This is a genomic window from Microcoleus sp. FACHB-672 (assembly GCF_014695725.1).
Lineage (GTDB): Bacteria > Cyanobacteriota > Cyanobacteriia > Cyanobacteriales > Oscillatoriaceae > FACHB-68.
Window position 1 is genome coordinate 1 of sequence record NZ_JACJOU010000032.1, and the last position, 26,112, is coordinate 26,112.

Sequence of the window (26,112 nt, forward strand, 5' to 3'; positions counted from 1 at the left end):
ATCAAAATAGAATATTCATTGTTTTCGCTCATGGCTTCCAGCATCCGCTCAACTAATGCCCCAACGGGTGAAGTCATGCCGGCGTGAAATCGGGGGTTTTGCCGCAATATTGCCGCTAGTAATGTGGAACCTGAACGCGGTAGTCCAGAAATAAAATGTATTTTATCAAGCATTGTATAGAACAAAAATGGGCAAGTTGAACAGATGGGAAGTATCTCAACAATCGCTACAGCTAAAGCTTTGGAATCTGTCTGAACTTAATTTGACTAAAAATACTCGATTCGATTGATAAGGGGTAAAAGCAAAGTTAATTTTCTGAGAACACATCCAGTCAAGGAAATCAGGAAAGCCACTAATTTTCATGGCTAAAGAAATTTTTGAGGTTGGACTTGGTTACTGCACTGCTGAAAACAATCTCCCTAAAGCGTGATGTACATTAATTTTTTTGCGATATGCGATGTCTACGTTAACTTATTAAAACCCGTATGTCCACTATTGACAAAATTAAAAAATATGTTAATAAAATAACAATTCTGTATTTTATGCTTTTATTTTTGGCTCTGTTTTATCACCAGCACTCAACCTCACCCATCAAGATCGTAAAAACCCTGGCTGGGCGAGAGATTGTTTCATCTCCACTTCCCCAAACCAGGGTTTCTAAAGTTCTGCTAAAAAAGCTGATTACTTAAGCTTTCGCAATGATAGTGCGGTGACGGGGACTGTTCGGTGTAATGGTTGGCGCTTCAAAACCGGCATCGATTAATGTTTGCTCAATGTCTAAAGCAAAATACTCATCCAAATAAGGTTCAGTGCTTTTGAGCAATGTCAAAATGTAAGGGGGCATTTTGGCATAGATTTCTGACTTTGGATTCATATCCATAATCGCCAAATGACCACCCGGACGTAATAACCGGCGAGCTTCCTTGAAAATCTGCACGGTTGCGGTTTGCGGCAGTTCATGACACATTAAAAAGGTGGAAACGAGATCATAAGAAGCGGCGGGTAAGCCGGTAGTTTCTGCGGCAGCATGAACCCAATTAATATCAACATGGCGCTGCTGTGAACGCAAGTTTGCAACTGCTAAGAAATAAGGGGATAAATCCACACCCGTAACATTTGCTTCCGGGTAAAATTCTTGCAGAGCAAACGAACTCATCCCCACACTGCAACCGAGATCCACAATATTCTGCGGTGGGTTTGGTAGATGGGTTTTGAGGATGTCATGATAACTTTGTCGCAGTTTGGCATCTCCCTCAGCACCGGCATCTGGCCAAATTTTGGCGTGGACTGCTTTTGCCGCTACTTCCACTTCAGTTGCCGCATCCCAGCTGAGGTTGCCGGTTTCGTAAGCGTGGAATGAACAGACGTAATACTCTGGATATTTCAGTTGAGGATTTTGCACTTTAGCCAATTCTGCATCCAAGTCTTGCACTCTTAAGGCTTGTGCTTCCTGTCTCCAATGTACCCCAATGGTCTCTGCGCGATCAATCATCATCTTACGCGCTTGGTGCTTGGCTAGATCTGCTAAAGGTTTGATGGAGAGGACACCATTAACCAGACGAGAAGCTAATCCTGGTCTTGTATTTGCAGCAACAGTCATAATAGGAGGTTGTTATTGTCAGTCTTTACTGGCCTGTTTCCAAATTTTATTTTAACGGTTAATAGTGCCGGCATGACTTATGCAGAATTGCGAAAACTTATGGCTTTAGGGGCTATTTTGGCTTTGAGAGCATCTATAAGCTTTTTGTAAAACTTGAGTCTTTGGATTTTTTTAACCTCACAATAACGTAGGGAAGCGCAGATAAGGTTAAAGAATTTATAGGCTTTTATTTAGGGTTTATATATTCTCGAGAAAGCTTAATTTTATTTTTTAAATTAGTAATATTATTGATAACAACTAAAGAAAAAATCTAAGTTTTATTTTTAACTAACATAGATTTAATCATTTGACAAGCACAAGCCTCTGGAATTTCCAGCACTTGCTCTAGCTGTCGTAAAAATTCCCGTTCACTTTCGACAATTGTGCCATCTGCAATAACCATATTTATAGCAACCGCGAATGCAGTTTCTCGAAGCTTAGGAGGAAGGGCGTCTTTAGCCGAGTCAACCAGTGTAGGTGCCCCTTTTTGCCGGAGTAAATCAAAGAGCTTTTCTAAGAGTTTGAGTCGCTGCCGGCTTGAATATTTCTTAAAAACTTGCAGATTAGACATTACAGAAAAAATACTTTGCCTTTCTTCTTCGAGCAGATAACCGTCTGCTGCGATGGCCGCGACTGCAATTGCTGCCAAAGCTTCGGCTTGCGAGAGTGAATTGGGGTCTAATTTATTATCCCTGAACAGTTTTCTAAACAAACCCACTGTATTTGTCCCTTTTTATAGCTTGATGTCTTAATGTCTCATTATTGTTGTTTCTATTGCACTACACAATAAGGCTGCCGGTTTGTTTACAATAATTTTAAAAAAGCAAGGAAATAGGGAATAGGGCAAGACTGCGCCTATAAGAATGCGAAGGGGATGGAAGACGAGAAATACCTATTGTCGAATTTTTCATCCCCTTCCCCCTAGCCTCTAGTCCCTATTTACTGCTGCGTTTGAGAGAAAACAACATTTCTAGCTGATTGGTTGTTTTATTTTCCCAAGCAGCCGTTACACCAACACCACGCATCGAGTTGAGGATGGCGGAGGCTTCCGGTGAGATGGGCTTACCAGATTGCTCGGTAAAGTTATTAACAACCGGCATGACTCGATCCATATCTAGGTAGAAATAGCCTTGATTGGACTTGGGTAAAGAGCCGGCAATTGCTTTAAAACTGGGGCTAGTGTCAAGAGGATTAGCCGGCTTATTGGCTATCACATCCACCAAGGGGCCAAGCGCCACAAAGAGGGAGTTGTCATCCAGCCAACCGTACCCTAATAAAGCACCTTGAGGGATTTTCCACTCGGTGATTTCTTTGTCTCCAATTTTTCGCTGATCAATGCTGAGAAATGGCAGATTTTGTTTAACCAATACCCCCAGTTTGTTAAAGGTACTTTCAGCGGTTTTGCGATCGCCGGTTTCTACAACCAAAGCACTGCCAAATCCAAACTGAGCTAAGATTCCCTGATTGGATGAAATCACACCCAGGCCAAATTCACCGTCCATCCAACCGAAAATTTCTTTATCAGCATCGAGATTAACGGTATTTTTGACCGACTGCCGCACCTGATCCACAGATGCTTTAATTTCAGGCGAGTTTTTTGACTGGGCCACCATTTGAGACCAATACTCACTGATTTTGTGGCCGGTGACTAGGGCCATTGTTTCAGCGGGAAATTCAGAGACCACGGTGCCTGGAGCCGGTTTAAACTCTTGGGTGATAGCTTGCGGGTTCATCTGTGCGTCTGCTTTCAGCCGCAGACCTTCATTATCTACCCCAAGGCCCATTACGACAGATTTTACTTGCTCTAGCTGCTTGAGTGTGGTTGCCGGCAGTTGTGGTGCATTGGGGCTGTTCGTGGCGTATTGCTTCACCACACTCGCCCAATCACTGACATAAACTTGAGCGATGGGATTTTGCACACCGGCACCTTTTTCCAACCCAGTTGCCACCTCACCTTTACTGGCAAAGGAAGGTTCCCCCTTAAATGTATCAATGGCGTTCTCTAGGATTTCTGGTTGAAAAGCCAACAGCAAATGATCTCCCAAGACAGTGGTGTGGTAATTGGTGCCGTTTTCCTCTTTAACATTGGAGACGGTGATGCCTTTGTACTGCTTTTCTTCAATCTTTGCCTTTTCTTGGGCTTTCAAGCGGTTGGAAAATTCTAGGGCTTTCAGTTTATTTTGAATGCCTACAACCATGAGGAGGTTAGGTTCTTTACCGACAGCCTTTTCTGGTGAAGGCATGATAGCGAACATCACCCCACCGATCCAAGGCTTCAAGTCCTTTTCATAATTAATGTTAGAGTCTGCCAGCATTTGAGCTTGGAAGTTCTGCAAGCCTTGAGTCACCAACTTTTGTGCTTCAGGGCTGCCAAACTGCTTCAATTTTGACCAACTTTGGGAATCGGTGGCGACAAAGGCTGTCATCAAGGCTTCATCTGGCACTAATTTGGCACTCTCAAGCGGAGTCGAACTTTTGCCGGGAAGTCCTTTAAAGTAAAGGTAGCCGGCCACACTTCCCGCTGCAACAACAGCCGCCGCAGCCACCAATAGCGGAGTTTTTTTCCCGGAAATTCTTTCTGTCATGGGATTCTTGTCAATCATTTAAACGGTATCAACCTCAGTGATGGTGTCACTACACACGCAAGCCGGTTGCTGCGTGCGGGCTACGCAAGCCGCCAGACGCGCTAATCTGGTAAAGAAAAGCGCAACGCCGCCCAACATCTAACATAACTAGCAGTAATCGGCCATTACAGGCCCTGAAATTCCCCATGTTGAACTCTTACTTTGATGCAGAAAATAACGGTAACAAATCCTTTGAGTTGCCAGGAGCTCATCCCCATTACAATCCCGATCGACCGGGCCAAGTAGAACATATTTTTCTTGACCTGATCCTGGAAATTCCCAAAAAAAGCTTCCACGGCAGTTGCACTATTCAGCTAATGCCTGTGCGTAGCGGGATTGACCGGCTTACTTTGGATGCGGTCAACTTGAACATTAAAAAAGTGAAAGTTGATGAAACCAAACAGTCCTTTGACTATGATGGCGAAAAGTTGCATATCCAGCTAGAGCAACCGACCCAAGCCGGCCAGCAATTAACGCTGAAGATCACGTACAAGGTAGACAATCCCCAGCGCGGACTTTATTTCATTGCGCCAGACAAGCACTACCCCGACAAACCTGTGCAAGTCTGGACGCAAGGGGAAGATGAGGACTCACGCTTTTGGTTTCCCTGCTTCGACTACCCCGGACAACTGGCAACCTCTGAAATTCGGGTGCAAGTGCCTAAGCAGTTCCTCGCCATTTCTAACGGGGAATTGATCGCCACAGAAGATGCCGGTGATGACAAAATTTACCACTGGTTGCAAAAACAGGTGCATCCCACTTACTTAATGACTTTGGCGGTGGGTGAGTTTGCGGAAATTAAGGATGAGTGGAACGGCTTGCCGGTTAACTACTATGTAGACAAAAGCCGGCAAGCAGACGCCCGTCGCAGCATGGGCAAAACACCCCGAATGATTGAGTTTTTCAGTCAAAAATTTGGCTATCCTTATCCGTTTCCCAAGTACGCCCAAGTTTGCGTAGATGATTTTATTTTTGGAGGAATGGAAAACACTTCAACCACGTTGCTAATGGATCGGTGTTTACTCGATGAACGGGCAGCGTTAGATAATCGCACCACTGAAAGTTTAGTTGCTCACGAATTGGCGCATCAGTGGTTTGGCGATTTGGTGGTGATCAAACATTGGTCACACGCCTGGATTAAAGAAGGAATGGCTTCTTATACCGAGGTGATGTGGACGGAAGAAGAGTATGGGTTGCAAGAGGCTGCCTACTATCGGCTCAAAGAAGCCCGCAATTATTTTGCGGAAGATAGCAGCCGGTATCGTCGTCCGATTGTTACCCATGTTTATCGCGAAGCAATTGAATTGTACGACCGGCACCTTTATGAAAAAGGCGCTTGTGTTTATCACATGATTCGGGCGGAATTAGGTGACGAACTGTTTTATAAGGCAATTCAAACCTTTGTTCAAGACAACGCCCACGCAACCGTTGAAACCATTGACCTGTTAAGAGCGATTGAAAAAGCTACGGGTCGCAATTTGATGTTTTTGTTTGATCAATATGTTTACCGAGGTGGTCATCCAGATTATAAAGTTGCTTATTCTTGGGATGGAGATAGCAAACTCGCTAAAATAACAGTCACGCAAACCCAGGTTAAAGATAGCAGCAATGGGGGCGGAAAAGAGTTATTTGATCTAAGATTGCCGATTGCATTTGGTTATATAAAGACCGGCATTGAGGAACTGGAAGATGAGGAAAAAACGATTGCCGCTGCTTCGGATGCAGGCTCTCAAATTCCTGATGTTAAAACTTTTACGGTTCGCGTCCACGAACGAGAGCAAAGTTTTTATTTCCCGCTGTCAGAAAAGCCCCAATTTATCAGTTTTGATGCCGGCAATCATTTCCTGAAAAAAGTCACGCTGGAGTATCCGGTTGCGGAATTAAAAGCGCAGTTAAAGTTCGATCCCGATCCACTTTCTCGCATTTACGCAGCAGCGGCGCTGGCCAAGAAAGGTGGTTTAGAAGTGGTGAAGGCACTATCGGAATCGCTTCAAAAAGAGGCGTTTTGGGGTGTGCGGGTGGAAGTGGCGAGACTGCTAGCTGGAATTAAGCTGGATCAAGCGTTTGATGCGTTAGTCGTTGGGTTGCAAGACAAAGATGCCGGTGTGCGTGAGGCGGTGGTGGAATCGCTAGCGAAAATTAAGACGCATGAGAGTTACAAGGCGCTTAAGCCAATCGTGGAAAAGGGCGATCCTAGTTATTATGTGGAGGCGGCGGCTATCCGGGCGATTGGGGCAATTGCGGCGGCAAAGCTGAATGAGAAGCCGAAGGAAAGTCAGGTTCTGAAGCTGCTGAAGTCGGTTCTTAAGGAACGTGCCGGCTGGAATGAAGTGGTGAGATCGGGTGCAATTGGGGGTTTGAGCCGGCTGAAAACGTCGGAAGATGCCCTGGATCTGATTTTGGAATATACGGAAGCCGGTGTGCCGCAACCCCTGCGATTGTCTGCGATTCGGGCTTTGGGCGCAATTTCGTCGGGGCAAACTGCGCTGAATCTAGAGCGGATTTTGGAACGACTGACTGAGTTATCTTGCGAAACGTTCTTTTTGACGCAAGTTTCCGTAGTGTCGGCGCTGGGGCAAATGGAGACAGCGAAGGCGATTGCAATCTTGAGTGCTTTAGCCGATCAAACGCCTGACGGGCGGGTGCGGCGCATTGCTGAGGAAGCGATTCAGAAGGTGCAAAAGAATGCCGGTTCCGATAAAGCGGTAAAGCAGATGCGGGAAGAACTTGATCAGCTCAAGAAGGAAAATCAGGAACTTAAGAGCCGGTTGGAGAATCTAGAAGCTAAGTCTAAATAGTTGTTTGTTGTGAGTGGAAAGAAATCCGGTTATTTATATAAACCGGGTTTCTTTTATTTTTTGCAGCTATTAAGTCATAACCAATCTCTTGTTTAGAAAAACTGCATTTGTCAAAATTCCTCATATTACTCACTTCTAGGTTAAAATTATTTACGGCTAGTCTTTTTCTAATTTGCAGTCGCCCCTCTATTGCCGGAATGCTTCTATCAGAAAGGAAGTCAGTCGTTTAAATTAGTAAAGATGCCTGCGAATATTCTCAAACGCCATAATGTAAAAGTCCTGGGAAAAGGCAATCAGACACTCATCTTCGCTCACGGTTTTGGCTCTAATCAAACCGCTTGGCGACATATTGTACCGGCTTTTGAGTCTGATTATCGCATCGTATTATTCGACCATGTGGGTGCCGGCAAGTCAGATTTGTCAGCTTACAACCCGCACCGCTACAACAGCCTTTCCGGATACGCACAAGATTTACTAGAGCTATGTGCTGAATTAAAATTGACTGGCTCGATTCTGGTCTGTCACTCAATTAGTGCGATGATTGGCTTGCTGGCAGCCATAATTGAGCCACATTGCTTCAGCCGGCTCATCATGATTGGTGCCTCTCCCCGCTACCTCAACGATACGGGATATATTGGCGGTTTCGAGCAGTCCGATCTGGATGCCTTTTATGCTGCCATGTCTGCGAATTACAATGCCTGGGTTTGTGGCTTTGCACCTTTGGTGGTAGGCAACCCAGAACAACCAGAACTCGCCATTGAGTTTGCCCATACACTACAAGATATGCGCCCGGATATTGCTTCAGTTCTCGCACGCATCATTTTTCAGTCCGACTTCCGCGACGATTTACCGCGTTTAACTGTCCCTACATTGATTGTACAATCGAGTCACGATAACGCTGTACCTTTGGAGGTAGGCCGGTATCTGGCAGCAAAAATTCCCAATAATCAGTTTGTGAATATCAATGCGAAGGGTCATGTCCCTCACTGGAGTGCGCCAGAAGAAGTGATTAAAATCATTCGCGCTTATTTAGTTCAATAGAGCGTTTATTCCTCTGTTTGTGAGTGTTGGGAAGCCGGCAACCAAGTCACTAAATCCCCCTCATTTGTGAAATCTAACAACGCCTCTGCTAAATCCTCTAATTGAGGCAAAGATAACTGCTGAATTCGCGCTTGTAACTCAGGAGAAACCGTACCAATTCGCCTTGGAAGTAGGCGCAGAATGAGTGAGAGTGTTGCCTCGTGTTTTCCTTGCTGCAAACCCTGTTCTATTCCTTCTTCCATCCAGCTTGTGACAATTCGCATAACTTCCTCCTGCTGAACCGGCTCCATCTTAGCAATTTCGTCCCGTAACAGCTTCTCCTCTTCTGCACCCAGGCGCAGATAGGTATCGATAAATCCAGAAATCAACTGCATCCGCGCTGGATCTAATCGCAAAGTTGCTAGCAATCGCAGACATTCAAATTTTACCTGCCGGCGCTCTGCCGGTGCTATGTTCATTTTTGCCATTAGCGCACTGGCAACCGGGTTGGGTTGCCGCAGAAAATCTCGCCAATTGAGGCGATTTAGCTGAATCACATCATAGTTGAACTGCAAAACCACTTTGTTTGGAAATGCCACTTGATGAACATTCGGTTCTGGGCGCGCGGGCGTCTCGTAAGAAAATAGCGCCACAGGATACACCGGCAGCCCAAATTTTTCATACAATCGCGCAAAATATCGAAACATTCGTTGATCGAAATCCGCTTCTGTTCGCGCCTGATGTTCCAGATGAATCAGAAAAAATGACTCCTGCCCTCGAAATCTGGCTTTCACCACTAAATCTGCTTCATATTTTTCGCCGGCTGTGACATCGGTAAACACTTCCTTATCTATAAATTCTATCGAATCGCCTTCTAGATAAGCCGCCACCTCCGGTAGAAACAACTCGATAAACTCCACAAAGAAAGTTGTTAGGAGTTCTTTAAACAATCGATCATGGTCAATCATTCGCATCTAAAAATGATCAATTTTATCATTTTGATCTCTCATTCTTTAGATTTTAACAAACGCCGCTACTTCGTTTCCATCCAATTTTGCCCTGCATGAATATCAACCAATAGTGGCACACTCAGCGGCAGAGCATTTTCCATCGCAGATTTAATCTTAGGTTGCAATTCTTCCCACTCATCAGGTAGAACTTCTAAGACTAATTCATCGTGAACTTGCAACAGCATTCGCGATTTATAATCACGTAAAACATCATGCAATTTTACCATTGCCAACTTGATAATATCCGCGCTAGAACCTTGGATGGGAGCATTTGCAGCCGAACGTAAAGCATCTGCATCATTCCTGCTATTCGCTTGAATTGCATCCAAATCGATTTCATCCCAAGGTGTTCCGAACTTGGCTCTCAAGCTAGAATTTTCAAACTTAACATATCGACGTCGGCCTAAAATCGTTTCTACATAATTTTGTGAAATGGCTTGTCTCTGTACCCGTTGTAAAAAATCAAAAACTTTGGAATATCGCTGCTTAAACCGATTAATAAATTCCCTTCCTTCTGCTGAAGTTTTGCCAATAGAACGGGCAAATCGGGTTGAACCCATGCCGTAAATTACGCCAAAGTTAATTGTTTTGGCGATGCGGCGTTCATCTGATGTTATTTTTTCTCGATCAAATAATAGCTGTGCCGTTACAGTATGCACATCCTGATTATTCCTGTAAGCCTCAACTAACACCGGCTCTTCACTTAAATGAGCCAAAATTCGCAACTCAATCTGTGAATAATCAGCAGAAACCATCAACCACCCGGATTCAGGGACAAACGCTTTGCGAATTTGCCGGGAAAATTCTGTTCGGATAGGAATATTCTGCAAATTCGGATTACTAGAAGACAGCCGGCCTGTAGTGGTTACCGCTTGATTAAAATCTGTATGCACTCGATGTGTATCTGTACGAACTAGCTTTGGCAAAGAATCGACATAAGTAGATTTCAACTTATCTAAGGTGCGGTATTCTAAGATCGCATCAACAACTGGGTGAGTGCCTTGCAATCTTTCCAGTGTCGCGGCATCTGTTGAGTAACCCGTCTTCGTTTTGCGAGATTTGCCGACATCAAGCTGTAGCTTTTCAAACAATATTTGAGCCACCTGTTTTGGCGATCCGATATTGAATTCCTCGCCGGCAGCCTCATAAGTTTCTCTTTCAACAGCCTCTAAATCCTTCTGCATCTGTTGCGAAAGTTGCTTCAGATAAGCGGTATCAATGTGGATGCCGGTGTATTCCATCTGTGCTAAAACCGGCTCCAAAGGCTGTTCCACCTCTAACAGCAATTTATGCAGTTTAGCAGCCTTATCCAACTCCGCTCGCAGCTTCGGCACCAATAAAAATGTTGTATATACGTCCATCCCACAATAATCAGCGACGGCTGCAATATCGATATCAGCCATCGTTTTATTCTTGGGGACTAACTGATCGTAACTTTTCGCGACAATCCCTAAATATTTGCTCGACAATTCACTCAGGCTGTGATTGTTTTCTGGATTAATTAAATAACTCGCCAGCATTGTTTCAAACACCACACCGGCAAGTTCAATTCCCTGACAGCGCAACACCAGCCGGTCAAATTTGGCATTCTGCAAAACTTTGGGATATTTTGCACTTTCCAAAATTGGACGTAGCGCATCTAAAACAAGCGATTTATCCAAATTCCCACCGGCAGCATGACTGATGGGAAGATAAGCCATATCCTCCGCACCGGCACCCCAACAGCAGCCAATTCCCACTAATTCCGCATCTCGTGGTTCCAGATCCGTCGTTTCTGTATCCCACGCCACCGGCATTGTTGGATCAGTATGAGTTTGCAGTCGTTGCACCAATTCTTTTAATTGTGCTTCAGTTTGAATGATGCGAGGCTCAATCAAACTCTTTTCCTGTTTCTTAGCCTTCTCTGTGTCAGCAGCAGTGAAAAACCACAGATCGTTATCCTCATTGCTGGCAGCAAATTCAAACTTTTGCTGTGCTTCTTTGCTGTCTTGTTCATCAGCACCGCCAAACTGCCTTTGTAGTTGCTTGACTTTGGGTAAGAACGACTTGAATTCCAACTTTTCCAGCATCGGAGTTAACTTTGCCTCGTCAAACCCCTGGAGCTTGCAATCTTCTATATCAATTTTCAAAGGCACATCTCTAATAATCTGCGCCATCATTTGAGAGTGATACGCCTCTGTTTTGCTTGTTTCTAACTTAGTTTTAACGGCACCCTTAAGTTGATCAATTGACGCATAAATCTCATCAAGAGAAGGGTAAGTAGTTAGGAGTTGCACCGCTGTTTTTTCACCAATGCCCCTAACTCCGGGAATATTATCAGATTTATCCCCGCACAAAGCTTTATAATCAACAACTTGTGCCGGCATAATGCCTAATTTTTCCTTAACCTGCTCTGGGCCATATTCCTTCGCTTTGCCGGTGCCAGAATAACCAAAACTATCTCGTCCCAAGCGCAGAACACTAATATTTTTTGAAGTATCAACCAGTTGAAATAAATCTTGATCGCCGGTAAGAATTTTAACCGTGTAACCGGCAGCACTCGCTTGCGTTGCCAACGTGCCTAAAACATCATCCGCCTCATAGCCGGGAGCGGTTACTATCTTGAGATTAAACGCTGCCAGCAATTCTTGTAAGTGCTTGAGATCGACGATAAAGTCTTCAGGTGTCTCCTCACGATCCGCTTTATAGGTATCGTCGGCTTCGTGGCGAAAAGTCGGCAACCCCAGATCAAACGCGATCACCAGAAATTGTGGGTTGTGCGCCGTCATCACCTCTAGCAGCGACTTGAGAAAGCCAAAACTGGCACTGGTGGGGATGCCGGTGGTTGTTCTTAACCCCCCATCCCGACTTTTGGCAAACGCAAAGTAAGACCGAAAGGCCAGCGAGTGGCCATCAACAAGGATAAAGGTCGAGTTAGAATTATCCGACACGTTCAAACCACTGGTAGAGTGTGACATCGTCTCTATTTTAGCTAGTCACTAGGCCGGCACCATCAACCCTCAAGCCGGTGGCAGCCTCAACCTAATAGTGCTAGCTTGACAAAAACTATATAAATTAGCATAAAACCGAACCGGAGAACCATAGCCAAGCATCTAACGACGCCTAACGGCACGCTGCGCTATCATCTGTGTTTAATCTGTGGTTAAAAAAAACAACCACTTTGGCAAAACCCACAATCCAAGCCTAAAATCACATGACCCACTATCAACAACTCCTAAAAATTCAAACAGCCGGCAAATCCCTTTGTAAAATCACAAGCAAAGTGCAAGCCGTGGTTGCCGAATCAAGTGTTAAAATTGGACTTTGCACAGTGTTTCTCCGCCACACATCAGCTAGCCTGGTAATCCAAGAAAATGCTGATCCCGATGTGCTCCGGGATCTGGAAAACTTCTTAGCAACATTGGTGCCAGAAGACAGCCGGCGGTATTATCATAATGATGAAGGGCCAGATGATATGCCGGCTCATATCCGCACGGCGCTGACGCAAACATCAGAACAGATTCCGATTTCTCAAGGTAAACTGATGTTAGGAACTTGGCAGGGAATTTACATTTGGGAACATCGGCAGCGCAGTCACGTTCGAGAAGTTGTCGTTCATATTGCCGGTGAGTGAATCCGCTCGTTCCGAAGGTTATAACTCGCACGATAATCAACGGTAAATCGATATAACAACTACTTAAAGAGAAGTTGAATACTGGGTTTAGTCCTTGCTGCTTAATTCGTTCCTTAAGTCTTCAAGAGTAGATACCATCTCTTGCAATATCTCACCAAAACCACTCATCTGTTCATCAAAGCTATCACCATTATTAACATAGAGATCATTCCTTCGTTCAAGTTCAAGCACTCCTTTTGCTTTAATTACCTCAGCGACATTGATGCTGTGCTTCTTCGCAAGTTTAACGGCATCTGAAAGAAAAGCATCAAGTTCTGAATCTGTCACGCGGCGATGGTTACGTTCTGGTTGGTCAAATAAAGTTCCCATTCTGGCTCCGAAAATATAACGATTGCACTCAGCGGCTGTAAATTACCTCTAAGCTATTTACGCTTACAATAAAACTAAGCATAATTTTTATTATATATCAGGCAAGTTACAGTCAAATCATTTGTCTCAAGCATTCGATCTCTGGCATATTAGATCCCAAATAGCTTTCCCACAGCCATTTTTGTCCAATGAATGCGAACACAATATCTCTATTGAGCCAGGAGTTGGCAGAATCTAGAGTATTCAAGTTTTCAATCCTCGTTAATTTACAAGAGGTCTATTGAGTAACTTGGCCATTCAAGTTTGGCATTTTCTGGGGGATCACCCCCAAAAAATAAAAAATAGAATCTGTGTGATAGTTTTTTTGATGAGCAGGGAAAAATATAGCATTACTGGCAGCTTTTGGGTAAACGATGAGGTGGAAACTTAAGGGGTTGCACAAAGAATAAGCTGTAGAGCCATTCACTTACGCTTGGGATCTGGGTTAGGGTTTTTCAAAAATTCTGAGCCAAACGCACGCACTTAAAAGGCAAAAAACTGCGTTTCAGTACACAAATTTAATGGTTTTCAGATAACTTTTAACAATGTTTTCAGATTCATTTTACACAAAATCATTTTGTATAGATGGGCACAAATTGCTCGGAAACATTAAAAATTAGCAGACAAATCCCAATCAAAAGCTGAGGCTAAGCGATGCTCGTGAATATTACCGAAATAAATGGCGTTAGTAGCTACAAATGGGCAGAAATAGACCAGTTTTTCAATTTTTCCCTGGATTTGCTCTGTGTTGCCGGCCCAGACGGCTATTTTAAACACTTGAATCCCACATGGGAAAGAACCCTTGGCTTCACGCAGCAAGAACTTTTGGCCACACCATTTATCGAGTTGATTCACCCGGAAGATCAGCAAGCAACCCTTGCGGAAGCGCAAAAACTCAGAGCCGGTCTCAACACGATCATCTTTGAAAACCGCTACCTATGCAAAGATGGCTCTTACAAGTGGCTGAAATGGACAGATGCTCAGCACACAGCAGACGGCTTGGTTTATGCCGTTGCCCATGACATCACCGAGCGCAAGCAGATGCAGAAGGCACTGCAAGAGAGCGAACAGCGCCATCAAAGCCTAGCAGAAATTGCGCCGGTGGGGATATTTCACACCGATGCTCAGGGAGAGTGTTTGTATGTTAACGAGCGATGGTGCGCGATCACCGGCTTGATGGTTCAAGAAGCAAAAGGAGCCGGTTGGATAAAAGCCATCCATCCTGACGATCAAGCTCGCGTCTTTGCAGAATGGTATCACTGTGCAAAGGAGAACTTGCCCTTTAAATCAGAGTATCGTTTCCAACATCCCGCCGGCACCACAACCTGGGTACTTGGTGAAGCGGTCGCTCAGAAAAGCCATACAGGAGAATGTGTTGGTTATATTGGGGCGATCTCCGATATCAGCGAACACAAGCGAACTGAACAAGCGCTGCAAGAAAGTGAAGCACGGCTGCAAGCAATTATTGATAATTCACCGACTGTCATCTTCGTCAAAGACACTCAGGGCCGGTATATTCTAGTTAACCAACAGTACGAAAACCTCTTTCATATTCATCGAGAACAAATCAAAGGAAAGACAGACTTCGATCTTTTTCCACGAGAAATGGCTGAAGCATTTTGTGCGAACGATCAAACAGTGATCGAAGCGGAAACACCTTTACAGTGGGAAGAAATTGTCCCTCAAGACGACGGTTTACACACCTACATCTCCAGCAAATTTCCGATTTACGACGCTGCCGGTGTCCCGTATGCAACCTGCGGCATTGCCACTGACATCACCGAACGCAAGCGAACTGAACAAGAACAGTTGCGGCTCGCCAATCATATCCAATTATTACTAGATTCAACCGGCGAAGGAATCTACGGAATCGATTTACAAGGGTGCTGCACCTTCATGAACAAAACAGCCGCTCAAATGCTGGGATATCAGCCTGCTGAATTAATCGGCAAGAATATGCACGAGTTAATTCATCACAGTCGCAGTGATGGCTCGTCTTATCCTAGTTGTGAGTGTCCCATCTTGTCTACCTTTCATAAAGGAATTAGTTCTCGGACAGACAACGAGGTTTTTTGGCGGCAGAATGGAACAGCTTTTGCTGTGGAATATTCTTCTTATCCAATTATTGAAGGAGAAGATATTAAAGGGGCTGTTATCACCTTTGTTGATATTACCGAACGCAAGCAGGCAGAGGAAGCACTGCGGATAGAGACAGCTCACACCCTCTCTTTACAAGAACGGTTGCAATATTTGCTCAATGCCGGCCCAGCCGTGATTTATAGTTGCAAGGCTGATGGCGAGTTTGGCGTAACCTTCATCAGCGAAAATGTTAGAGCGCAGATGGGCTATGAAGCGAGAGAATTTCTAGAAGATTCAAACTTTTGGTCACGTCACATTCACCCCGAAGATGCTGCCGATGTCTTAGCCAAAATTTCCCAGCTATTTGAGCGAGGGGAGGACTCCTTTGAATACCGTTTTCTCCACAAAGATGGCACCTACCGATGGACGCAAGATTGCATCAAGTTGGTTCGAGATCAAGCGGGAAATGTCTTAGAATTCATCGGTAGCTGGCAAGACATTAGCGAGCGTAAGCAGACAGAAATAGCACTACAGAAATCGATTAAACAATTAGCACAGTTCAAATGGGGCTTAGATCAGTCTGCCATTGTCGCCATTGCCGACTGCCAGGGAGGGATTACTTATGTCAACAACAAATTCTGTGAAGTTTCTAAATATTCTCGCCAGGAACTATTAGGAGAAAACCACCGTCTCATCAACTCCGGTTATCACCCTGTGGCATTTTTTAAGCAACTGTGGTCAACTATTTCCGCCGGCCAAGTGTGGCAAGGCGAAATTAAAAATCGCGCCAAAGATGGTTCATGCTATTGGGTAGATACCACAATTGTGCCAATTTTAAATAGTGCCGGCAAACTCGAGCAATATGTATCTATCCGATATGACATTAGCGAGCGCAAGCGGGTGGAAGAAGCCCTTAAACAAGCCAATGAAACTCTAGAAAGCCGAGTTGAAGAACGTACCGCTGAATTAAGGAATGCCATCCAACGACTGGAAGACGAAATGGCCGAGCGCCAGCAGGCAGAGTTATCGCTCAAACAAGCGACAGAAGAACTCGAAAAAAGCTATAGCCTCTTGCGAGGTGTGATTGAAGGAACCCCCGATCCCATTTTTGTTAAGGATATTCACGGTCGCTATGTGTTGGTTAACTCCGCGACTGCCCGCGCAATGGGAACAACCTGCGAGGAAATAATTGGCAAAGATGACAACGAGTTTGTTCCGCCTGAACTACTACCTCAAATTAAGGAAACTGACAACAGAATCCTGAGAACGGGCGTTTCTGAGACCTTAGAAGAAATTGTCCAAGCGCCAGACAGGAAGCGGACGTATTTATCTACAAAAAGCGTCTACCGTGACAAAGAAGGAAATGTCATGGGTCTGATGGGAATTGCACGGGACATCACTGATCGCCAGAACACAGCAGCAGCTTTGCGCGAAAGCGAGTCACGACTCAACAGCATTCTCAATTCCATGAAAGATTTGGTGTGGTCGGTTTCAGCTACCACCTTTGATTTGCTTTTCATGAATCCAGCGGTCGAGAAACTTTACCGACGCCCCCGCGCTGAGTTTTTTGAGAACAGGAACCTCTGGCTTGAGGTGATTCATCCAGAAGACCGCGATCGCGCCCTTGAAAACAATCAGAAGGTGATGCAAGAGGGCAGCCATGAAATAGAGTACCGGATTATCCGAGCAGATGGCCAAGTGCGCTGGGTTCACAGCCGAGCGTGGATGATTTATGACGAAAGCGGTGCTCCCCTCCGCATGGATGGTTTGAATTCGGATATCACCGAACGCAAACAAGCCGAGAAAACTCAGGCAAGATTAACAGCAATCTTAGAAGCAACGCCAGACTTTGTCGGCAGCTCTGATGACCAAGGCAACGTACTCTACGTCAATGGTGCCGGTCGGAAAATGCTAGGCATTAGTGAAGATGAAGACATCTCAAGCCTGCAAATTATGGAGTTCTGCGGCAAGAGTGCGGCTGAAATTATGATGGCTGAAGGAGTGCCGGCAGCCATCAAGGACGGGGTGTGGAGCGGCGAAACGGCTTTGCAGTACCGCAACAGCACAGAGATTCCTGTCTCCCAAGCAATCATGGCGCACAAGGGGGAAAACGGAGTGCTAGAGTTTATCTCCACCATCGCCCGCGACATCACTCCCGCCAAGCAAGCAGAGGAAGCTATCCGCCAAAGCGAAGCCAGACTTGCCGAAGCTCAAAAAGTCGCCCATGTCGGCAGTTGGGAATTCGATCTAGCAACTGGAGAAATTACTTGGTCGGAGGAACTGTTCCGTGTTTGGGGAATGGAACCGAGCCAACCTGTACCAACTTATGAAGAGTTGTTGCAAAAAATTCATCCCGATGACCGAGAAATTTTTGCATCAGCAGTTGGGCAGGCAATTACAGAAGGCGTGCCTTATGAATTTGACCACCGATTCTTTCGGCTTGACGGTTCGATCGCATATATGTTCACTAAAGGGCAGCCGGTTCGGAACTCAGAGGGTCAGGTCGTTAAATTATTGGGCGCGGGGCTAGATATCAGTGCTCGCAAGCACACAGAGGAAGCGCTACGCCAAAGCGAAGAACTGTACCGCGCCCTTGCCCGGAATTTTCCCAACGGTTCGGTGGCTTTATTTGACTCAGACTTGCGCTATGTGCTGGCGGACGGAAGCGAATTAGCAGCAATTGGACTTTCTAAGGAATTAATGGAAGGGAAAACGCTTTGGGAGGTTTTTCCACCGGAAACTTGCGAAGTTGTTGAGCCAATGTATCGAGCTGCCCTCGCCGGCAACAAGATGGTTTCGGAAATGCCTTATGGCGATAGAGTCTATCTAACGCAAATTTTGCCAGTTACCAACCAGCAGGGAGAAATCTTCGCCGGCATGACTTTAGTGCAAAACATCACGGAGCGCAAACTGGCAGAGGAAGCGTTGCAACAGCGCGAAGTACAACTGCGCCAGATCGTTGAGAATATGCCGGTGATGATGAATGCCTTTGATGCACAAGGGAGCATCACTGTCTGGAACCGCGAGTGCGAAAGGGTTACCGGCTACAGTGAACAGGAGATTGTTGGCAATCCTAACGTTTTGGAGTTGATATATCCAGATCCCACCTATCGTGCCTCAATACTGACCCTATGGGGTGAACTTGGCAATAACTACCGCAACTGGGAATGCGAAATCACGGCTAAAGATGGAAGTGTCAAAACCATCGCCTGGTCGAATATATCTGATGAATTCCCGATTCCCGGTTGGGGTACCTGGGGCATTGGTGTGGACGTTACTGATCGCAAGCGAGCACAAGAAGCTTTAGCCGAGAAAGCCCGCTTAGCAGCATTTCGTGCGGAGGTAGACACGGCTCTCACCCAGAGCGAGGGCTTGCCGGTGTTGCTGCAACGCTCTACTGAGGCTGTCGTTCAACATCTTGATGCTGCCTTCGCTCGCATTTGGACGCTCAACAACGAGGAGAAGGTACTAGAGTTGCAAGCGAGTGCAGGAATGTACACTCACCTTGATGGCTCTCACAGCCGCGTGCCGGTTGGTCAATTCAAAATCGGTCTGATTGCCCAAGAGTGCAAGCCTCACCTAACCAACTCTGTTCAGGACGATCCGCGTGTCGCTGATAAAGATTGGGCAAAAAGAGAGGGCTTGATCGCCTTCGCCGGCTATCCCTTGATCATCGACGGCCAACTGTTAGGAGTTCTGGCCATGTTTTCCCGGAAACCGCTCACTGATTCTACGCTCAAGGCGCTGGAATTTGCAGCAGACGAAATTGCATTAGGCGTTAAGCGCAAGCAAGCAGAGGAGGCGCTGCGGCACTCGGAAGCCCGATTTAGGCAACTCGCGGGGCGAGAGGCACTGCTCAACCGTTTGTCGAGCGATATCCGGAACTCCCTTGATGTCAACACCATATTAGGAACGGCTGTGGGTGAGATCCACAATTTGTTGCAGATTGACCGATGCATCTTTACTTGGTATCAACCCTCAGCAGATCAACCCGCCTGGGAAGTGGTGAAAGAAGCGAAGAACCCTGCTGTGCCTAGCTTCCTGGGCCGGCATCCAGCTTCAGCAAATTCTATCACTCAAAAATTCATTCGCTTGGAAATGCTGCGTGCTGAGGATCTTGCGGCGGCGACTGATCCACAGGAACGGGAACTGTATACGACTGGCGGCTACACCGCGATACTGACGCTGCCGGTTCAGACGCCTTCTGGTGAGATTGGGGTTCTCAGTTGCGGCCATCATAGCGGTTCTCGGCTTTGGACTGACGCTGAAGTGGAACTGTTGCAAGCGGTGATGGATCAACTGGCGATCGCCCTTAGCCAAGCGGAACTTTACACACAAGCCCAAGATTCTGCCAAAATCGCTCAAGAAAAAGCCCAACAACTAGAGCAAACTCTGCATGAGTTAAAACGTACTCAAGCCCAGCTAATTCAAACTGAAAAGATGTCTTCTCTTGGTCAGATGGTTGCCGGTGTTGCTCACGAAATTAACAATCCGGTTAACTTTATTCACGGCAATCTTTCTCACCTCAATGAGTACACGGCTGATTTAATCAATTTAATCAACCTTTATGGGGAATGCTACCCCCAGCCCAAACCTGAAGTGCAAGATTTACTGGCTGAACTTGACATGGAATTTATGAGTGAGGATTTGCCGAAGGTTTTATCCTCTATGAAAATGGGAACTGAACGTATTCGCAATATTGTGCTATCCCTGCGGAATTTCTCTCGGCTTGATGAAGCGGAGATGAAAGAAGTCAATATTCATGAAGGTTTGGATAATACGCTGCTGATTTTGCAAAGTCGGCTGAAAGCGAAATCTGACCAACCTGAGATTCAAATTATTAAAGAATATGGAGAGTTGCCTTTAGTTGATTGTTTTGCCGGCCAACTGAATCAGGTGTTTATGAATCTGCTGGCGAATGCCATTGATGCTTTAGAAACGATGCCCTGGCCTCGCACGATTACGATTCGTACTGGTGTGGTTCCGTCTCCTTTTGGACTAGGAAACCATGCTGTGATTTGCATTGCTGACAATGGTACTGGCATGAGTGAGGACGTCAGGCGACGGTTATTTGATCCGTTTTTCACGACAAAGCCGGTGGGTAAAGGCACGGGGTTGGGATTATCTATCAGTTATCAAATTGTGGTGGAAAAACATGGTGGTACTTTAACTTGCAGTTCACAGCCCGGTAAAGGGACTGAGTTTTCTATTGAGATTCCGATTCATCAACTCCCGTGAATAGGATATATAGGCTAGTCTTTCATTAGATTAGGTTTCCACAACTCCTCCTCGTCAGGGTAATTTTAGAGTAAATCTAAAATTTAAAATCTGCACATCAAATAAAAATAGACTTCTGGCTTAAGAAGAAGCGCGGCGGAATTTTACTTAAATTTGACGTTCGCATTGGCATACTTTGCTCCTAAACTTGCCCTTAAGCCAATTTTTCTACAAGTCTTATCTGGAGGCGGGCAGCCGGCATTGCCCCTAAACTCTCGTTTTTTGGAAATCAAGATTAAACTCTACAAAGTATCCCTTTGCTAGCAAGTGGTTCTTTATCGAAGATTTTATTGTCCTGTTAATAAATGGGTACAAATACGGAATTGCTATAAAACCTTGTGATTTTTAAGTTAGGTGCGTTAATATATCGCCATTAGTTTTCAATTTGAATGCAGAGAATTACCTGATCAAACTCTAACAATATCTTTTTGATGGGTAACTGTGAATATTAGGAAGTTATAGGGAGACATTTTTTATGAATTACCCACCTTCAAACAACAATTTAAAATCAACAAGTTCCCCTTCTTTGACCGATTGGAATAATAGTGCCCCTCAGCTTCCTAAAAATTGGTTAAATCGGCTGATCTGTCGCCTAGAAATTAGACAGAAAATTGGCTGGGGGTTTGCTTTAGCTTTGGGAGTAGCCATTGTCGGAGTAACCACAGGATTTCAGATCAGAAATTACTATGAACAACAAGCTGCAGAGCTTGAAAAGCACACCCAAGAAGAACTCAATCTTTTGCATCGCTTGCAAACCGCTGTATTGCAGTCACGGGGGCATCAACAACAATTCGCTGCTTTGATAGATAACCCTGATTCTTTGCAAGAAGAATATAACCATTTTCTTGAACACGCTACTGAAGTGAATCAGGTGTGGTCGGAGTTCAAATCCTTAGCCGGCAGTGTCAGCTATGCCAACGAGATGCACACTGAAGAAATCCCAAACTTGTACCAAATTTACGAGGGGGTGCCAGAAGCATATTTTAAGCAAATTGAAGCACTGCTTCGGCAAATAAAATTACCTGTATTAAACACGGAAGAAAGCGAGGCGGCACAACAACAGCTCTTAATTTTCAGCAAAAGCCCAACTGCGCTTAAATTTGATGGCATCTCAGACAATCTCACTGAACTTATTCAATCCTCTTATGAAGAACAAAAACAAGCAAGGGCGCAGTTAATTGCAGCGCGGAGAACCGGCATAGAGATCAGTGCCGGCAGCCTGATGCTATCAGTTGTAATAGCAGTAGCCCTAGCTCTCTATACTAGCCGGTTGATCGCTGGCCCCCTAGAAGCTACCACTAAAGTCGCTCGGCGAGTCACTGAGGAAGCGGATTTTAGTCTGCAAGCGCCAGTCACCACCCAAGATGAAGTAGGAAAGCTAACGCAGTCTTTAAACCTATTGATCCAGCGCGTCGCCACCTATACCCAGGAACTGCAACAGGCACACGCAGAGCGTGATCGCTTCTTTAATTTATCCTTAGAAATGTTTTGCATTACCGGCTTTGATGGCTATTTCAAACAGCTAAATCCGGCATGGGAAAAAACCCTAGGCTTTACAAATGAAGAACTGTTAGCGAAACCATTAATTGAGCTTGTTCACCCAGAAGATCAAGAAGCAACCTTAGCCCAAACACGGAAGCTCACCCAAGGGATAGACACTATCTCATTTGTGAACCGTTATTTATGTAAGGATGGCTCTTATAAATGGCTGGAGTGGGCATCAAATCCTTCGGCAGAAGAAAATTTAATTTATACAGTGGCGCGAGACATTACCGAACGCAAGCTTTCAGAAGCAGCCTTGCACGAAAGTGAAAAGCGATTTCGGAATCTGCTTTCCTATAGTCCCGTTGTCGTTTACAGTTGCAAAGCATCTGGTGATTTTGGCGCAACCTTCATGAGTGAAAATGTGAAGGAACACATGGGTCATGAAGCGAGAGATTTTCTGGAAGATTCAAGCTTTTGGGCAAATCGAATTCACCCAGAAGACGCCGCCAAAACTTTGGCGGGAATGTCGGATCTGCTGGTAGCCGGCACCCAGTTTCTTGAATACCGTTTCCTTTACAAAGATGGGCTGTATCACTGGATTCACGACGAACTGAAACTGGTGCGAGACGAAGCCGGCAACCCATTGGAGATTGTGGGCTGCTGGCGAGATATTACTGAACGAAAACAGATGGAATCAGCGCTAAAGGAGGCGAATGAAACGTTAGAAATTCGAGTGGAGGAGCGCACAGCCCAATTAACAGAAACTATTGAGCAGCGCGAACAAGAAATGGCAGAACGTCGCCGAGCAGAGGAAGCTTTATACAAAGAACAAGAATTCTTAAGCGCATTGCTCAATAACTTAGCCGATGGCATTGTTGCGTGTGATGCGAATGGAATTTTAACGCTGTTTAATCGAGCGACACAAGAGTTTCATGGGTTGCCGGCGCAACCGATCCCAGCAGGAGAATGGGCGCAACACTTTGACTTGTACCTGCCAGACGGGAAGACCCCAATGCAACGGGAAGACATTCCTCTGTTTCGCGCGTTGCAAGGAGAAGCGGTTCGGGATGTAGAGATGGTAATCGTGCCAAAACAAGGAAAAACGCGCATTCTCCTGGCAAATGGTCAAGCAATTATTGATGCAGCCGGCAAAAAATTGGGTGCGGTGGTGGCGATGCAGGACATCACAGATCGCAAGGAAGCTGAGGCCGCTTTAAGTAATAGTGAATCGCGGCTTAATAGTATTCTTAATTCTCTGAAAGATGTGGTGTGGTCAACTGCTTTTGACACCTTCGAGCTGCTTTACATGAACCCAGCAGCAGAAACGCTTTATGGACGCCCACAGTCTGAATTCTATAGCAAACCGTCTCTGTGGCTGGAGGTCGCTCATCCTGAAGATAGGGACAGAGTTGCCAAATCTGCGAGTGCATGGACAGAAGTTAACAGCCAAGAATTAGAGTACCGAATTATTCGAGCTGACGGGGACGTGCGGTGGATCAGAAGCAAGAGTTGGCTAATTTATGATGAAGCCGGTGTTGTTGTCCGCATGGATGGTTTAACATCCGATATCACCGAGTATAAAGAAGCTCAGAAAGCTCAAGCAAGACTGACGGCAATTCTTGAGGCAACGACTGACTTTGTGGGCGTTGCTGATGCAAATGGCCGCGCTCTCTATATCAACAAGGCAGGTCGCCAAATGTTGGGATTTGGTGAGGATGAGGATGTTACATCCATGTTTATTCCTGAGTTCATGGCGGAGTCTGTCCTTGATCTCATTCTTAATGAAGCGTGGCAGACTGTTGTGCGCGACGGGGTGTGGAGTGGCGAGAGCGCTTTGCGACACCGCACCGGCAGGGATATTCCTGTCTCGCAGGTTTGGATGAGCCATAAATCAGAAAATGGAGAGGTGGAGTTTTTCTCGACCGTAATCCGCGATATCAGCGAACGCAAGCAAGCAGAGGAAGCTTTGCAGCAGCGCGAAGAACAACTACGCCAAATTGTTCAGAATATGCCGGTGATGATGGATACTTTTGACGAACAAGGGAACATTACCGTCTGGAACCGAGAGTGCGAAAGGGTCACGGGTTTCAGTGCCGATGAGATTATTGGCAATTCCAAAGCAATTGAGTTGATGTATCCAGACCCAACCTATCGAGCCTCAATGATGACTTTATGGGCAACACTTGGCAATGATTACCGCAGTTGGGAATGGGAGATCACGGCTAAGGATGGGAGTGTTAAAACAATTGCCTGGTCGAATATCTCTGAGGAATTTCCAATTCCCGGATGGGCTAGTTGGGGGATTGGGGTGGATGTAACTGAGCGTAAGCAAGCAGAGGAGGCGTTGCGACACTCTGAAATCCAATCCAGACAACTTGCCCAACAAGCGCAAGAAAAAGCCCAACAGCTAGAGCAAACTTTGCACGAGTTAAAACGCACCCAAGCCCAGCTCATTCAAACTGAAAAGATGTCTTCTCTCGGTCAGATGGTTGCCGGTGTTGCTCACGAAATTAACAATCCTGTCAACTTTATTCACGGCAATCTTTCTCACCTGAATGACTATACGACTGATTTAGTGGATTTAATCAAGCTTTATAGCCAGTGTTATCCTAACCCGTTGCCGGCTGTGCAAGATTTACTTTCTCAACTTGATTTGGAATTTGTGACTGAGGATCTGCCGAAGGTTTTATCCTCTATGAAAATGGGAACTGAACGCATTCGCGATATTGTGCTGTCCCTGCGGAATTTCTCTCGGCTTGATGAAGCGGAGATGAAAGAAGTCAATATTCATGAGGGTTTGGATAATACGCTGCTGATTTTGCAAAACCGGCTAAAAGCGAAATCTGACCAACCTGAGATTCAAATCATTAAAGAGTATGGGGAATTACCTTTAGTTGATTGCTTTGCCGGCCAACTGAATCAAGTGTTTATGAATCTGCTGGCTAATGCTATTGATGCTTTAGAAACTGTTCCCTTGCCTCGCACGATTACGATCCGCACTTATGCAGTCCCATCTGCTTCAGGAGGGGGGAACCGGGCTGTAATCTGCATTGCTGACAATGGCAGCGGCATGAGTAAAGAAACCCAAGAACGGTTATTTGACCCGTTTTTTACGACGAAGCCGATAGGTAAAGGCACAGGATTGGGATTATCTATCAGTTATCAAATTGTGGTGGAAAAACATGGTGGTACTTTAACTTGCAGTTCACAGCCCGGTAAAGGGACTGAGTTTTCTATTGAGATTCCGATTCATCAAGTCTAGTGAAAATAAAGTCAGGGGCATTGTTAACAAACCGAATGATCGCTCACTTATTCCACGCTTAAATTCAGCCGGCTGAGAAAGCCACGCAAACGCTCACTTTGGGGATTTGTCAAAACTTCTCGCGCAGAACCCGACTCTTCTACTTTACCCTGATGTAAAAATAACACTCGATGCGCGACTTCCCGCGCAAATAGCATTTCATGGGTGACAACAACCATTGTCATTCCCTCTTCGGCAAGTTGTTGCATAACTCGCAACACTTCTCCCACTAATTCCGGATCAAGGGCGCTGGTGGGTTCATCAAATAGCATCACTTTGGGATTTACACACAAGCTGCGGGCGATGGCAACTCGCTGTTTTTGTCCTCCGGAAAGTTGTTGGGGATAGGCTTGGGCTTTTTCGGAAAGTCCAACTTTTTCTAAATAAAATCTTGCTTGCTGAATGCTTTCCTGACGCGATTTTCCTAAAACTTTTTGTGGGGCTAAAGTTAGATTTTCTAATACACTTAAATGCGGAAAAAGATTGAATTGCTGAAAAACCATCCCCACCTCAGTTCGTAACTGTCGTAGTCGGGTCCGGCTGAGGTTTGGGGGAGACAAATCGATGCCGCTAACAACCAACTGCCCGCCGTCAATTTTTTCCAGCCGGTTGAAACATCGCAGCAGGGTACTTTTGCCACAGCCCGAGGAACCGATGACGGCAACAACTTCACCTTGATTAACCGAGCCGGTGATTCCTTGCAACACTTGCAGAGAACCAAAGTTTTTCTGAAGATTTTCAAACGTGATCGTGGGAGTGGGATTTTCCATAAATCACTCAGACCCTTTTAGCTTTTAAGGTTTAATGATCCGTTAAATCTTTTTAACAGAAAGTGTTTTTAGCTAACATTTTAAAAAG

The 26,112-nt window shown here is 45.5% G+C and carries 13 protein-coding genes; 5 read left to right on the forward strand and 8 right to left on the reverse strand.

The genetic code is table 11. The features are described 5' to 3' along the window. From H6F56_RS22770 to H6F56_RS22785, 4 genes are all read right to left on the reverse strand, one after another. Positions 1 to 173, reverse strand: a 173-nt coding sequence (locus H6F56_RS22770; RefSeq protein ID WP_190673303.1) for a sulfotransferase, incomplete at its 3' end; no start/stop codon positions are given. A gap of 512 nt (positions 174 to 685) precedes the next feature. Continuing rightward, positions 686 to 1,600 carry a class I SAM-dependent methyltransferase gene (locus H6F56_RS22775; RefSeq protein WP_190673305.1) on the reverse strand — a complete coding sequence of 305 codons (915 nt, stop codon included), beginning with the start codon at positions 1,598 to 1,600 and terminating at the stop codon, positions 686 to 688. A 310-nt stretch (positions 1,601 to 1,910) separates the two neighbouring features. Beyond that, positions 1,911 to 2,357, reverse strand: coding sequence for a tellurite resistance TerB family protein (locus tag H6F56_RS22780; RefSeq protein WP_190673307.1), 447 nt, complete (start codon positions 2,355 to 2,357; stop codon positions 1,911 to 1,913). A gap of 217 nt (positions 2,358 to 2,574) precedes the next feature. Continuing rightward, entirely contained in the window at positions 2,575 to 4,224 is a 1,650-nt protein-coding gene (locus H6F56_RS22785; protein ID WP_199313197.1) for a DUF3352 domain-containing protein, read from the reverse strand. A gap of 185 nt (positions 4,225 to 4,409) precedes the next feature. Here H6F56_RS22785 and H6F56_RS22790 point away from each other — a divergent pair, with 185 nt between their 5' ends. Together H6F56_RS22790 and H6F56_RS22795 are read left to right on the forward strand one after the other, a co-directional pair. Beyond that, entirely contained in the window at positions 4,410 to 7,061 is a 2,652-nt protein-coding gene (locus tag H6F56_RS22790; protein ID WP_190673310.1) for a M1 family metallopeptidase, read from the forward strand. 240 nt (positions 7,062 to 7,301) lie between these two features. Beyond that, a complete protein-coding gene (locus H6F56_RS22795; protein ID WP_190673313.1) occupies positions 7,302 to 8,102 on the forward strand; it encodes an alpha/beta fold hydrolase in 801 nt (266 codons plus the stop codon). Positions 8,103 to 8,107: 5 nt separating this feature from the next. Here the strand turns inward: H6F56_RS22795 and H6F56_RS22800 are convergent, their stop codons facing one another. Both H6F56_RS22800 and polA read right to left on the reverse strand, forming a co-directional pair. Next, positions 8,108 to 9,049 (reverse strand): DUF4351 domain-containing protein, encoded by a 942-nt coding sequence (locus tag H6F56_RS22800; protein ID WP_190673561.1) that lies wholly within the window; start codon positions 9,047 to 9,049, stop codon positions 8,108 to 8,110. Positions 9,050 to 9,114: 65 nt separating this feature from the next. Next, positions 9,115 to 12,048 carry a DNA polymerase I gene (gene polA / locus H6F56_RS22805; protein WP_190673316.1) on the reverse strand — a complete coding sequence of 978 codons (2,934 nt, stop codon included), beginning with the start codon at positions 12,046 to 12,048 and terminating at the stop codon, positions 9,115 to 9,117. 236 nt (positions 12,049 to 12,284) lie between these two features. Here polA and H6F56_RS22810 point away from each other — a divergent pair, with 236 nt between their 5' ends. Further along, entirely contained in the window at positions 12,285 to 12,704 is a 420-nt protein-coding gene (locus H6F56_RS22810) for a secondary thiamine-phosphate synthase enzyme YjbQ (protein ID WP_190673319.1), read from the forward strand. 87 nt (positions 12,705 to 12,791) lie between these two features. On the opposite strand, the gene H6F56_RS22815 is transcribed toward H6F56_RS22810, so the two are convergent. Further along, entirely contained in the window at positions 12,792 to 13,073 is a 282-nt protein-coding gene (locus H6F56_RS22815) for a hypothetical protein (protein ID WP_190673322.1), read from the reverse strand. 693 nt (positions 13,074 to 13,766) lie between these two features. Here H6F56_RS22815 and H6F56_RS22820 point away from each other — a divergent pair. Together H6F56_RS22820 and H6F56_RS22825 are read left to right on the forward strand one after the other, a co-directional pair. Then, positions 13,767 to 20,429, forward strand: a complete 6,663-nt coding sequence (locus H6F56_RS22820) for a PAS domain S-box protein (RefSeq protein ID WP_190673325.1) — start codon at positions 13,767 to 13,769, stop codon at positions 20,427 to 20,429. Positions 20,430 to 20,943: 514 nt separating this feature from the next. Then, complete coding sequence (locus H6F56_RS22825) at positions 20,944 to 25,215, forward strand: PAS domain S-box protein (protein ID WP_190673328.1); 4,272 nt, start codon at positions 20,944 to 20,946, stop codon at positions 25,213 to 25,215. Between the two features lie 47 nt (positions 25,216 to 25,262). Here the strand turns inward: H6F56_RS22825 and H6F56_RS22830 are convergent, their stop codons facing one another. After that, positions 25,263 to 26,024 (reverse strand): amino acid ABC transporter ATP-binding protein, encoded by a 762-nt coding sequence (locus tag H6F56_RS22830; protein ID WP_190673331.1) that lies wholly within the window; start codon positions 26,022 to 26,024, stop codon positions 25,263 to 25,265. Between the last annotated feature and the right edge of the window lie 88 nt (positions 26,025 to 26,112).

Coding starts and splice junctions, on each gene's coding strand:
- H6F56_RS22775 (WP_190673305.1), bottom strand. CDS start 1,600: ATGACTGTTGCTGCAAATACAAGACCAGGATTAGCTTCTCGTCTGGTT.
- H6F56_RS22785 (WP_199313197.1), bottom strand. CDS start 4,224: ATGACAGAAAGAATTTCCGGGAAAAAAACTCCGCTATTGGTGGCTGCG.
- H6F56_RS22790 (WP_190673310.1), top strand. CDS start 4,410: ATGTTGAACTCTTACTTTGATGCAGAAAATAACGGTAACAAATCCTTT.
- H6F56_RS22795 (WP_190673313.1), top strand. CDS start 7,302: ATGCCTGCGAATATTCTCAAACGCCATAATGTAAAAGTCCTGGGAAAA.
- H6F56_RS22800 (WP_190673561.1), bottom strand. CDS start 9,049: ATGATTGACCATGATCGATTGTTTAAAGAACTCCTAACAACTTTCTTT.
- polA (WP_190673316.1), bottom strand. CDS start 12,048: ATGTCACACTCTACCAGTGGTTTGAACGTGTCGGATAATTCTAACTCG.
- H6F56_RS22810 (WP_190673319.1), top strand. CDS start 12,285: ATGACCCACTATCAACAACTCCTAAAAATTCAAACAGCCGGCAAATCC.
- H6F56_RS22815 (WP_190673322.1), bottom strand. CDS start 13,073: ATGGGAACTTTATTTGACCAACCAGAACGTAACCATCGCCGCGTGACA.
- H6F56_RS22820 (WP_190673325.1), top strand. CDS start 13,767: ATGCTCGTGAATATTACCGAAATAAATGGCGTTAGTAGCTACAAATGG.
- H6F56_RS22825 (WP_190673328.1), top strand. CDS start 20,944: ATGAATTACCCACCTTCAAACAACAATTTAAAATCAACAAGTTCCCCT.
- H6F56_RS22830 (WP_190673331.1), bottom strand. CDS start 26,024: ATGGAAAATCCCACTCCCACGATCACGTTTGAAAATCTTCAGAAAAAC.